11 protein-coding genes are annotated in these 11,993 nt (G+C 63.2%); 7 read left to right on the top strand and 4 right to left on the bottom strand.

What is annotated here, in order from left to right:
- Positions 1 to 3: 3 nt before the first annotated feature.
- The gene (locus AKL28_RS07380; protein WP_050467468.1) at positions 4 to 705 is read right to left on the bottom strand and encodes a CoA transferase subunit A; all 702 of its coding nucleotides are present in this window, start codon (positions 703 to 705) and stop codon (positions 4 to 6) included.
- Between the two features lie 169 nt (positions 706 to 874).
- Here AKL28_RS07380 and AKL28_RS07375 point away from each other — a divergent pair, with 169 nt between their 5' ends.
- Positions 875 to 1,435, top strand: coding sequence for a PAS and helix-turn-helix domain-containing protein (locus AKL28_RS07375; RefSeq protein ID WP_050467467.1), 561 nt, complete (start codon positions 875 to 877; stop codon positions 1,433 to 1,435).
- Positions 1,436 to 1,451: 16 nt separating this feature from the next.
- Here AKL28_RS07375 and AKL28_RS07370 read toward each other — a convergent pair whose 3' ends face one another.
- Entirely contained in the window at positions 1,452 to 2,351 is a 900-nt protein-coding gene (locus tag AKL28_RS07370) for a LysR family transcriptional regulator (protein ID WP_050467466.1), read from the bottom strand.
- A 118-nt stretch (positions 2,352 to 2,469) separates the two neighbouring features.
- On the opposite strand from AKL28_RS07370, the gene AKL28_RS07365 reads away from it, so the two are divergent.
- The 3 genes from AKL28_RS07365 (at position 2,470) to AKL28_RS07355 (ending at position 4,814) form a co-directional block, all read left to right on the top strand.
- The gene (locus AKL28_RS07365) at positions 2,470 to 3,357 is read left to right on the top strand and encodes an MBL fold metallo-hydrolase (RefSeq protein WP_082221406.1); all 888 of its coding nucleotides are present in this window, start codon (positions 2,470 to 2,472) and stop codon (positions 3,355 to 3,357) included.
- Between the two features lie 61 nt (positions 3,358 to 3,418).
- Entirely contained in the window at positions 3,419 to 4,030 is a 612-nt protein-coding gene (locus tag AKL28_RS07360) for an NAD(P)-dependent oxidoreductase (RefSeq protein ID WP_050467465.1), read from the top strand.
- A 58-nt stretch (positions 4,031 to 4,088) separates the two neighbouring features.
- Positions 4,089 to 4,814, top strand: coding sequence for a DsbA family protein (locus tag AKL28_RS07355; protein ID WP_082221402.1), 726 nt, complete (start codon positions 4,089 to 4,091; stop codon positions 4,812 to 4,814).
- A 66-nt stretch (positions 4,815 to 4,880) separates the two neighbouring features.
- Here the strand turns inward: AKL28_RS07355 and AKL28_RS07350 are convergent, their stop codons facing one another.
- A complete protein-coding gene (locus tag AKL28_RS07350; protein ID WP_050467464.1) occupies positions 4,881 to 5,525 on the bottom strand; it encodes an HAD family hydrolase in 645 nt (214 codons plus the stop codon).
- Positions 5,526 to 5,609: 84 nt separating this feature from the next.
- Positions 5,610 to 7,028, bottom strand: a complete 1,419-nt coding sequence (locus AKL28_RS07345; RefSeq protein WP_050467463.1) for an aminotransferase-like domain-containing protein — start codon at positions 7,026 to 7,028, stop codon at positions 5,610 to 5,612.
- 346 nt (positions 7,029 to 7,374) lie between these two features.
- Between AKL28_RS07345 and aptA the strand changes: the two genes are divergently transcribed.
- The 3 genes from aptA (at position 7,375) to AKL28_RS07330 (ending at position 11,910) form a co-directional block, all read left to right on the top strand.
- The gene (gene aptA, locus AKL28_RS07340; protein ID WP_050467462.1) at positions 7,375 to 8,697 is read left to right on the top strand and encodes an omega-aminotransferase AptA; all 1,323 of its coding nucleotides are present in this window, start codon (positions 7,375 to 7,377) and stop codon (positions 8,695 to 8,697) included.
- Between the two features lie 27 nt (positions 8,698 to 8,724).
- On the top strand, positions 8,725 to 10,218 hold the full coding sequence (locus tag AKL28_RS07335; protein WP_050467461.1) for a CoA-acylating methylmalonate-semialdehyde dehydrogenase: 1,494 nt from the start codon (positions 8,725 to 8,727) through the stop codon (positions 10,216 to 10,218).
- 498 nt (positions 10,219 to 10,716) lie between these two features.
- Positions 10,717 to 11,910, top strand: coding sequence for an ABC transporter substrate-binding protein (locus AKL28_RS07330; RefSeq protein ID WP_082221401.1), 1,194 nt, complete (start codon positions 10,717 to 10,719; stop codon positions 11,908 to 11,910).
- The last annotated feature ends 83 nt before the right edge of the window (positions 11,911 to 11,993 follow it).

The raw sequence follows: 11,993 nt of genomic DNA, 5'->3' as shown, positions 1-11,993 counted from the left end.
TCCTTATTTCGCCGCGCTGACGGTGCGTTGTTCGATGCGCTTTTCCGGCGTGGCGTTGACCACGATGCGGTGCACGAAAATGCCGGCGGTGTGGATCTGGTCCGGATCGAGCTGGCCGACCTCGACCAGTTCTTCCACCTCGACCACGGTGATCTTGCCGGCCATGGCGACGTTGGGATTGAAGTTGCGCGCGGTCTTGTTGAACACCAGGTTGCCGGCCTTATCGGCCTTCTGCGCCTTGACCAGCGAGATGTCGGCCACCAGCGAGCGTTCCATGACGTACTTGGCGCCATCGAATTCGCGGATTTCCTTGCCTTCGGCCACCAGCGTGCCCACGCCGGTCTTGGTGAAGAACGCCGGGATGCCGGCGCCGCCGGCGCGCAGCTTCTCGGCCAGCGTGCCTTGCGGGGTGAATTCCAGTTCCAGTTCGCCGGCCAGGTACTGGCGCTCGAACTCCTTGTTCTCGCCCACGTAGGAGGCGATCATTTTCTTGATCTGGCGGGTGGAGAGCAGCTGGCCCAGGCCAAAGCCGTCGACACCGGCGTTGTTGGAGATGGCGGTCAGGTTCTGCACGCCCGAATCACGCAGGGCGGCGATCAGCGCCTCAGGGATGCCACACAGGCCAAAGCCGCCGACCGCAATGGTCTGGCCGTCCTTGACGATGTCTTTCAACGCGGTGGCCGCGTCTGGATACACTTTGTTCACGAGTCTCCTTTCGGCTCTTGTTTTCGAGCTTAAATGCCATTAAAAAGCGCCAATCATCATAGGTCAGCGAAATAGGCCATACAATACGGTAAAAATACCTGGCGCAATGCAGCATACACCGAGCTGCAGCGCCAGGCTCGAGGGAACCCCAGGACATCCGCAGCACATCATGAGCACCCCACCGGCTATCGATTTCGAACAGGTATTCATGCATGCCCCGATCGGCATGTGCGTCTCGCATAACCGCATCATCCAGCAGGGCAACCTGGCGATGGCGGCGATGTTCGGCTATGCGGTCGAGGAACTGCGCCAGAAATCCTTCCAGGAAATCTACCCGACCGCCGACGAGTTCGAGCGCACCGGCCTGCGCCTGGTGCCCCTCCTCAACGAAAAGGGGTTTTATTCGGACGAGCGCATCATGAAGCGCGCCAGCGACGAGATGTTCTGGTGCCACGTCACCGGCCATTCGCTGGTGCTGGGCGATCCGCATGCGGCCGGCATCTGGACCTTCGAAGACGTCAGCGCCAAGCGCCCCATCGCGCCCGGCCTGACGCCGCGCGAGCGCGAGATCGCGGCGCTGCTGGTGGAAGGCAAGACCAGCAAGCTGATCGCGCGCCAGGTGGAACTGAGCCCGCGCACGGTCGAGATGCACCGCGCCCGGCTAATGCGCAAGTTCGCCGCATCCACCTCTTCCGAGCTCGTCCATAAGCTGCTCAGCATTACACCCTGAGCCGCCCGACCATCTCTCAAAACGGCTGTCCGCCGAAACGTTCCGCCAGGAAATCGAGCATCGTGCGCAAGGTCGCCGGCATGTGCTTGCGCGAGGCATACACGGCATACATGCCGAGCTGGATCGGTTCGTACTCCGGCAGCAACTGCACCAGTTGCCCGGAAGCCACCAGCGGCGCCGCCGAATAGGCCGGCATGTGGCCGATGCCCACGCCGGCCAGCACCGCCTGCAGCAACACCGTCACCTCGTTGGCGCTGATGCTGCCGCCTACCGCCACCGAGGCCGGCTTGGCGCCCTTCCCTTTACCCTCGAACTGCCACAGGCTGCGGCCGACGTAGGAGTGCGTGAGGCAATTATGCAAGGCCAGGTCTTCCACCTTCTTCGGTGTGCCGTGGCGCGCCAGGTAGTCGGGTGAAGCGCAGATCACCGAACGGCACACGGTCAGCTTGCGCGCGATCAGGTTGGGCTCCAGCCGCGTGGTCATGCGGATAGCCAGGTCGATACGTTCCTCCACCAGGTTCACCGTACGGTCCAGCGCCACCAGGTCGACCGCGACTTCCGGATAGCGGCGGCCATACTCGACCACGGCCTGCACCAGCTGGCTCTGCGTGAAGGACGTGCTGGAAGTGATGCGCAACAAACCGCGCGGCGTCTCGCCGGGCGCGTCGACGGCGTGGCGCATGTCGTCGGAAAACTCCAGCATCTGCCGGCAGCGCGGCAAGATCTCGTTGCCGGCGGGCGTCAACGAAAGCCGGCGCGTGGTCCGGTGCAGCAGGCGCGCGCCGACCCACTCCTCCAGTTCGGCCACATAGCGCGAGACCACCGGCCGCGACAGGTCGAGCTGCTGCGCCGCAGCCGAGAGGCTCCCGCCATCCACCACCGCCACGAATACTTGCATCGCCGTCAATCTGTCCATCGTGTACCCGCCTGTCGATCTGAACGTTTTTAGAAACAAACTGTAATCGATTATGCGGTTTTTCAAAAACAAAAGCGAATCTATGATGGGCACTCCTACCACCGACACGGAGCCCTTCATGAACTTCCCCACCCGCCTGCTGCGCCGCGCGCTGGCACTGGCCGCCACCGGCCTCATCGCCGCCGGCGCGCAAGCCGCCGACGCGCTCAAGCTGGACGTCTACAACCCCGGCAAGCAAGCCATCTTCCCGGTCTCCTCGGTACTGGTGACCGGCCAGCGCGACGCCATCCTGGTCGACGCCCAGTTCGGCAAGCGCGAAGCGCAACAGGTGGTGGAGAAGATCCGCGCCAGCGGCAAGAAGCTCACCACCATCTACATCAGCCACGGCGACCCGGACTTCTACTTCGGCCTGGACACCATCCACGCCGCCTATCCGGACGCGAAGATCGTCGCCACCCCGCAGACCGTGGCGCACATCCGCGCAACCGTGCAGGGCAAGCTGGCCTACTGGGGCCCCAAGCTGGGCGACAACGCCCCGGCCGCGACCATCGTCCCCGACGTGCTCAAGGGCCGCAGCCTGACGCTGGAAGGCCGCAAGCTGGACATCATGGGCCTCGACGGCCCGCAACCGGAACGCAGCTTCGTGTGGATTCCCTCGCTCAAGGCGGTGGTCGGCGGCGTCGTGGTGGACGGCAAATTGCATGTCTGGACCGCCGACACGCAAAGCCTGGCATCGCGCAAGGATTGGCTGGCCACGCTGGACCGCATCGAGAAGCTGAAACCGGCGGTGGTGGTGCCCGGCCACTTCTCGGAAGGCGCGCCGCTGGACATCGAATCGGTGCGCTTCACCCGCGGCTACCTGAAGGCCTTCGATGAAGAAGCTGCCAAGGCCGCCGATTCCGCCGCGCTGGTGGCCGCCATGAAGCAGCGCTATCCTGAACTGGGCGACAGCGCCTCGCTGGAACTCTCCGCCAAGGTCATCAAGGGTGAGATGAAGTGGCCCTGAACCGACTCCGATTTCTCTGCAGCACCCAACTCATCCAGACACTGAACCGAAAGGAAACACCATGAACATCGCCATCATCGGCGCGACCGGCAACGTCGGCAGCCGCATCCTCGAAGAAGCCCTGCGCCGCGGCCACAGCGTGATCGCCGTCGCCCGCGACGCCTCCAACATCGCAGCGCGCGCCAACATCACCGCCCGCAGCGCCGACGTCAAGGACACCGCCACATTGGCCGCCGCCATCAAGGGCGCCGACGTCGTCGTCTCCAGCGGCCGTTTCGCCAACTTCAAGGCAGCCGACCTGCTGCCCGCGGTCAAGCAAGCGGGTGTCAAGCGCATCGCTGTCGTCGGCGGCGCCGGCAGCCTGGAAATCGCACCGGGCAAGGCACTGATCGACACGCCGGAATTCCCCGCCGAATACAAGCCGGAAGCCTCGGCCGGCCGTGACTTCCTGAACGACCTGCGCAACGAGCAGGACATCGCGTGGACCTTCCTCTCCCCCTCCGCACTGTTCGTTCCGGGCGAGCGCACCGGCAAGTTCCGCCTGGGCCAGGATCAACTGCTGGTCGCAGCCGACGGCAAGAGTTCGATTTCCTATGAGGACTTCGCCATCGCCCTGCTGGACGAACTGGAACAGCCGAAGCACGTGCGCGCACGTTTCACGGTAGGCTACTGATCCCGCGATGCCATCGCATCGCGGGACGGATCGAACAAAGAATGCAAGGTTGAACGACATGAACGACACGACCGAGATGCAAGCCAATGTGCTGCACTACATCCACGACCCGTTGTGCGGCTGGTGCTACGGCGCCGCGCCGCTGGTGGCGGCAGCCCGCAAGGTGCTGCCGGTACAGGCGCACGGCGGCGGCATGATGGCGGGCCGCAACCGGCGCCAGGTCGATGCCGGATTGCGCAACTACGTGATGCCGCACGACCGCCGCATCGCGCAAATGACCGGGCAGTTTTTTGGCGAACGTTACTTCAACGGCTTGCTGACGGATACCAGCGCGGTGTTCGACTCGGCTCCGCCAATTGCTGCCGTGCTGGCCATGCAGGCACTCAAAGGAAATGATGCCGGACTGGACATGCTGGCCGCGATCCAGCGCGCGCATTACCAGGATGGCCTGCGCGTCTCCGACGCCGGCACGCTGGCTGCGCTGGCGCAGCAGCTGGGGGTGGATGCCAATGCGTTCGCGCAGGCCATGCGCAAGGTCGAAAAAGAAGAACTGGATCGCCACATCGAAGCCAGCCGCGAACTGCTGAACCATGTCGGCGGACGCGGGTTTCCCACCTTCGTGCTGCAACGCGGGGATACGCTGGAAGTGCTGGATACGGGGATGTGGCTGGGAAGGCCCGATGAATGGGCGCAGTTCCTGCGGCAGGAGACCAGTGGAAATGTTTCGGCCGACGGTCATTCATCCGTCGCGCAATGCGACATCGATGGCGGCAATTGCAGCTGACCTTGTTCACCACCGCCGTCATCCCGGCGAAAACCGGGACGACGGCGAAGATGGAATTGCTTCCCTTTATAGCGGCAATCCCAACAGCTTCAACTGCTCACGCGTCTGCGCCGCATCCACGTGATGGATGCCATGCCAACCCAGCGCCTGCGCCGCCTCGATATTCTTCTTCACATCGTCGATGAACACCAGCTCGCCCGGTTTCAGGCCGGCCAGGCGGCGCCCGTAGCGCGCCAGCGCGATCTCGTAGATGCGCGCATCGGGCTTGATGCATTTCTCTTCACCCGACACCACGATGTCCTGGAACGCGCCAAGAAAATCATAGTTGTCGCGCGCGAACGGAAAAGTCTCTGCCGACCAGTTGGTCAGGCCAAACAGCGGCACCTGCTTCGCATGCAGCTCCTTCAGCAGCGCCACGCCATCATCGAGCGGACCGCGCAGCATTTCCTTCCAGCGGTCGTAGAAGGCGCGGATCAGGCCTTCATGCTGCGGATGCTGTTTCACCAGCAACTCGGTGCCTTCCGCCAGCGAGCGCCCACCGTCCTGCTGGATATTCCATTCGGGCGAACAGATCCTGGTGAGGAAATGCAGGCGCTCTGCGTCATTGGCGATCAGGTGCTGGTAGACATGCAGCGGGCTCCAGTCGAACAGCACGCCGCCAAAGTCGAACACGACGGCGCGGATGCCGGAAGTCGGTGTGGTGATGGTCATGCGTGGCGTTCCTCGCGAATGTGGAACGGCCATTTTACTGTCCTGCCATGACGCCTGCGTGAAGAAGTGTAAGTAACTTCCCCACTACAGCGAGCGGAAGAAATCGAACAGCTCAGGCACGTCCGCATAACCCACATTGAAACGGAAGCTGGCCTTCTCCGGCGCCCCCAGGTGGAAGAAATCGCCCGGCGCCAGCCAGATGCCTTTCTGCCGCGCGCGGTCGGCGATCTCGCGCGCCGGCAGGCCGCTGCCTTCCAGCGTGGCCCAGGTGAACATGCCGCCGCGGGCGGCGGTGAACGGTGCCAGGCCCGCGTCCGCCAGCTTGGCGTTGAGCGTGGACTGGGCATTCAACAGTGTGGCGTTGAGCGTCTGCACATGGCGCCGATGATGGCCTTCGGTCAGCACGTTGTGCACCAGGCGTTCGTTGATCTCGGAATTGGTGAGCGTGAGCACCATCTTGGTATGCACGATCTGGCGCGCCAGCTCGCGCTGGCAGGCGACGTAGCCCACGCGCAGCGACGGCGCGATGGTCTTGGAATAGCTGCCCACGTAGATCACCCGCTGCAGGCCATCCAATGCGGCCAGCATGGGATCGGTGGCCTGCCCCAGTTCGCGGAAGATGTCGTCTTCCACCACCCAGAAGCCATGCCGCTCGGCCGCCTGCAGCACGCGCATGGCGCAGGCCGGCGTGTAGGACGTGCCGGTCGGGTTCTGCAGCACGCTGGTGGTGAAGAACATCTTGGGCTGGTGCGCGCGCGCCAGCGTCTCCAGCATGTCGGTGTCGACGCCGCCGGGCGTGCGCGACACGCCGATCACGTTCAGTCCGGCCAGGCGCAGCATGGCGATCAGGTTGCAGTAGCCGGGGTCGTCGATCATCACGGTATCGCCGGGCTGGGTCATGGTGCGGATCACCAGATCCAGCCCCTGCGTCGCGCCGTGCGTGGTCAGCACCTGGTCGATAGCGACATCGAGCGACCAATGGCCGAGGAACTGCGCGATCAGCTGGCGCAGCGGCGCATAGCCGAAAGGATGGCCGTAGCCGACCTGCTGCGCGCCGGGCGAACGGATGATGCGGCGCTCGGCCTGGTGCAGGCCCTCGTCGTTCAGCCATTTGCCAGGCAACCAGCCGCAGCCGGCCTTGATCGGCACGCGCTCGTCGGCGAACATTTCCGACAGCAGCCAGGCCGAATCGATCACCGGCTCATGCGGCATGAACACCGCGCGCGCACCGGACTGCCCGGCGCGCGCGGCGACGAAGAAACCCGCACCGCGCCGCGCCAGCAGCATGCCGCGCGCCACCAACTGCTCATAGGCCTCGACCACGGTGGAAGCGCCGATGCCGTGGCTCTCGGCCAGTTGCCGCACCGATGGCAGGCGCTCGCCGGAGCGCAGCTCGCCGCGCTCGATCAGCAGCGCCAACCCATCGGCCACCTGCTCCACCAGCCGGGCGGCGGTATTCCTTTGCAAATCCAGTTGCAGCGGCTCGCGCTGAAGCTTGGCCATATGCATCCTTTCGGCGTGTTGCCGGGCGACTTCATTGGTCGCCCAACTCGAGTGTTTGAGTTTTTCAAAAAAGTGTATTGCTTCCAGCAGATCCGGCCTACCGTGGCCTGATCCGTCCTTCTATCCGCCATGAATGGCTGAAATCGTCACTATTCGACATTTGCCGACGATACGGTTCGACGATCCGTACGTTGGCATTCCCGTCAAATGAATCAATACAGTTCACTCAAACAAACAATACAGTCTCAGATCAAATTGAAAAGTGTAGCTAACAATACTGCGAGTGTCTGGCAATAATCAAGCCATTCTCAACTTCGTCAACTCTCACCCTGCCACGGTGCGCCCCATGACTACTTCCGAACAGAAATCCGGCCTGTCGGCCTACTGGATGCCCTTCACCGCCAACCGCAACTTCAAGGCCAGCCCGCGCATGCTGGTCTCGGCCGAAGGCATGTACTACCGCGACGACGCCGGCAACGCCATCCTCGACGGTACCGCCGGCCTGTGGTGCGTGCCGCTGGGCCACGCCCATCCCAAGATCGTGTCGGCCGTGCAGAAGTCGGTGGCAACGCTGGACTACGCGCCCTCCTTCCAGCTCGGCCATCCGAGCGCCTTCGCACTGGCCGAGCGCCTCAAGGCGTACACCGGCAACCGCTTCGCCAACGTGTTCTACACCGGCTCCGGTTCGGAAGCGGTCGACACCGCGATCAAGATCGCGCTGGCCTACCACCGTGCACGCGGCAACGGCACCCGTACCCGCATGATCGGCCGCGAACGCGGTTACCACGGCGTGGGTTTCGGCGGCATGTCGGTGGGCGGCATCGGCGGCAACCGCAAGACCTTCAGCACCGCGCTGCTGCAAGGCGTTGACCACCTACCGCACACCCATAACCTGGAAAAGAACGCCTTCACCAAGGGCGAGCCGGAATACGGCGCCCACCTGGCCGACGAGCTGGAGCGCCTGGTCGCGCTGCACGACGCCTCAAACATCGCCGCCGTGATCGTCGAGCCGGTGGCCGGCTCGACCGGCGTGCTGGTGCCGCCCAAGGGCTACCTGAAGCGCCTGCGCGAGCTGTGCACCAAGCACGGCATCCTGCTGATCTTCGATGAAGTGATCACCGGCTTCGGCCGCCTGACCACGCCGTTCGCCTCCGATTACTTCGACGTCGATCCGGACATCTTCACCACCGCCAAGGGCCTGACCAACGGCGTAGTGCCGATGGGCGCGGTGTTCGTCAAACCGGAGATCCACGACGCTTTCATGAGCGGCCCCGACGGCATCGAACTGTTCCACGGCTACACCTATTCCGGCCACCCATTGGCCTGCGCCGCCGGCCTGGCTTCGCTGGACGTGTTCGAACAGGAAGGGGTGCTGGAAAACGCCAAGGCAGTATCTGACTACTTCCAGGACGCCGCACACGCGCTGCGCGGCCTGCCGCACGTGATCGACGTGCGCACCATCGGCCTGATCGCCGGCATCGAGCTGGCATCGATTCCGGGCAAGGTGGGTGCGCGCGCCTACGACGCCTTCGTGCGCGCCTTCAACGACGGCATCCTGATCCGCGTGACCGGCGACATCATCGCGCTGTCGCCGCCGCTGGTCATCAACAAGCAGCAAATTGACGAGCTGTTCGGCAAGCTGGCCGCGATCCTCAAGACGCTGGCCTGATCACAAATAACGGAGCAACGGGCAACAATGGAAAAGATCACCCACTACATCGGCGGCAAGCGCGTCGACACCACCAGCGGCCGCTACGCCGATGTGTTCAACCCGGCGCTGGGCGTGCCGGTAGCGCAAGTCGCGCTGGGCACGGCCGATGAAGTCGACGCTGCCGTCAAGTCCGGTGCCGCCGCCTTCGGCGCCTGGTCCAACACGCCACCGCTGACCCGCGCGCGCGTGCTGTTCCGCTTCCTGCACCTGATCCAGCAGCGCGCCGACGACTTCGCACGCATCATCGTGCGCGAACACGGCAAGACCTTCTCCGACGCACAAGGCGAAGTCGCGCGCGGCATCGAGATCGTCGAGTTCGCCGCCGGCATCCCGCAAATGCTCAAGGGCGAATACACCGACCAGATCGCGCGCGGCATCGACGCCTGGTCGATGCGCCAGCCGCTGGGCGTGGTGGCCGGCATCACGCCGTTCAACTTCCCGGCGATGGTGCCGATGTGGATGTTCCCGATCGCGATTGCCTGCGGCAACAGCTTCATCCTCAAGCCCTCCGAGCGCGATCCGTCGGCGGCGCTGCTGATCGCCGAATTGCTGCAGGAAGCCGGTTTGCCGGACGGCGTGTTCAACGTCGTGCAGGGCGACAAGGTCACCGTCGATGCGCTGCTCGATCACCCGCAGGTCAAGGCCATCAGCTTCGTCGGCTCGACCCCCATCGCCGAATACATCTATGCGCGCGGCAGTGCAAAAGGCAAGCGCGTGCAAGCCCTGGGCGGCGCCAAGAACCACATGGTGGTCATGCCCGACGCCGACATGGAACTGGCGGTCGACGCGCTGATGGGCGCGGCCTTCGGTTCGGCAGGCGAACGCTGTATGGCGATCTCGGTGGCAGTAGCCGTCGGCGCGGCCGGCGACAAGCTGGTCAATGCATTGGCCGAACGCGCGCGCAGCCTGAAGATCAACGAAGGCATGGCCCCCGGCGCCGAAATGGGTCCGGTGGTCACTGCGGCGGCGAAGGAACGCATCGAAGGCCTGATCGGCCGCGGCGTGGAAGAAGGCGCCAAGCTGGTGGTCGACGGCCGCGGCCACAAGGTAGCCGGTTTCGAGAAGGGCTTCTTCGTCGGCGGCACGCTGTTCGACCACGTCACGCCCGAGATGACCATCTACAAGGAAGAGATCTTCGGCCCGGTGCTGTGCGTGTTGCGCGCGCCCGATATCGCCAGCGCGGTGGAACTGATCAACGCGCACGAATACGGCAACGGCGTGGCGGTGTACACGCGCGATGGCGGCGTGGCGCGCGAGTTCGTGCGCCAGATCGAAGTCGGCATGGTCGGCGTGAACGTGCCGCTGCCGGTGCCGATGGCGTTCTCCAGTTTCGGCGGATGGAAGCGCAGCTTGTTTGGCGACCATCACATGTACGGCCCCGAAGGTGTGCGTTTCTATACACGTTCGAAGGCGGTCATGCAGCGCTGGCCGAATACCGCAAGCGCAGGCGCCGAGTTTGCGTTCCCGCAAATGAAATAAGAAAGCGAAAATGAAAACGGCATGAATTCTTCATGCCGTTTTTTTGTTTTTCCACGCCGCGGGAACTGCCGGTTGTTGGTGCAGGCAAGCGATGGCGGCAACACAAAATGCACCGCAATATCGATGAAAAATATTAAGCGCACAAAGGGAGGGAAAAGACGACAATCGTGATGGAGATGAACCTCTCCGGCAAACAAGAAAATCCGCATCGCCACTGCTGAACATACGGCAGGGCATGAATAACGGATGGCAGCATCGAAACAGAGACAACGCATTTCACGGCCAGGAGGAGCCCGCCATGATCGTTCGCATCATGTCATGCCCGTTCGACCTTTCTTATCCGCGTTTTCCAGACGGAGGAATACGTTCGTCCCGCCCTTGCGCGGCGTCTCGTTTCATTCGAATTTTCATTCTTGCTGGGCATGGAATTTGCGTTAAAAATCGTTGAAGTTTCGTGGATGTCACCTGTGAGTTTTTTATCCTGAGGGAGATGTGAATATGATCAGTCGTCGCGATTTTCTGAAGCTGTCCGCACTTGCCGCGCCGGGCGCGCTTACTTTCAACGATGTCTTCGCGCAAGCCGATGCGATTTCCTTCGGCTGTCCGGTGCCGATGTCGGGCCCCTTCGCCGCCAACGGCAAGTTCGCCGACATGGGCATGAAACTGGTGCTGCAGAAATACGGCAAGGTGCTCGGCAAGAACACCAGCTACGTCACGCTCGACACCGAAGGCAAGCCGGCCACCGCCGTGCGCAAGATGCAGGAGACCATCGAGAAGGGCACGCGCTTCTTCGCCGGCGGCATCCTCTCCGGTGAAGCGCTGGCCATGGGCAAGGAAGCCGACAAGGCCGGCGGTATCTTCATCACCACCGCAGGCGCCGACGAAATCACCGGCAGCGACTGCAACCGCTCCACCTTCCGCTGGTCGGTGCCGACCTTCGGCGCCATCGAGCAGACCGTGCGCCCGCTGCTGGAAAAGCTGCCCAATGCCAAGCGCTGGTACACCATCACGCCGCAATACGTATTCGGCGACGGCCTGCTGACGGCGGCCAAGAACATCTTCAAGGAAAAGGGCATCGAGCACGTCGGCAACAGCTACCACTCGCTGACCGAGAAGGAATTCTCCGGCTACCTGACCAATGCGATGGCGGCCAAGCCGGATGTGCTGCTGCTGCTGAACTTCGGTTCGCAATCGTCGGACACGCTGCGCCAGGCGGTCAGCTTCGGCATGAAGAACAACTGTACGATCCTGATGGCCTGGGCTTCGGGCCTGGAGCAGTTCGAGACGCTGGGCGCCGACATCTGCGACGGCGTCTACTTCGGCGCGCAGTACTGGCACGCGATCGACTCGCCGTTCAACAAGGAGTTCGTCAGGCTGGTCAACGACAACCTGAAGATCGACCCGAACTACAGCCTGGCCGGTTCCTACATCTGCACCAAGATCATGCTGGACGCCATCATCAAGGCCAACAGCACCGATCCCAAGGCGGTCATCGCGGCGATGGAAGGCATGAAGTACGAAGGCCTGACCGGCACCGAGGAAATCCGCAAGGGCGACCACCAGGTCATCAAGAACTACTATCTGCTCAAGGGCAAGGCAAAGTCGAAGATGGCCAACAAGAACGACTATGCGGACATCGTCTCGTCGGGCAAATCGTTCCTGCCGCTGGACAAGACGCAATGCAAGCTGTGACCGCCGTCGGCGCCGGCTGTTAAGTGATCGCGATGGCGGCCGTTCTTCATGCGGCCGCCATCTGCGAACCAAAGCATTTCCGT

This window comes from Herbaspirillum chlorophenolicum (assembly GCF_001189955.1).
Classification (GTDB): domain Bacteria; phylum Pseudomonadota; class Gammaproteobacteria; order Burkholderiales; family Burkholderiaceae_D; genus Herbaspirillum; species Herbaspirillum chlorophenolicum.
The sequence above is the reverse complement of the archived record's forward strand: the minus strand, read 5'-3'. Positions and strand labels throughout refer to the sequence as shown.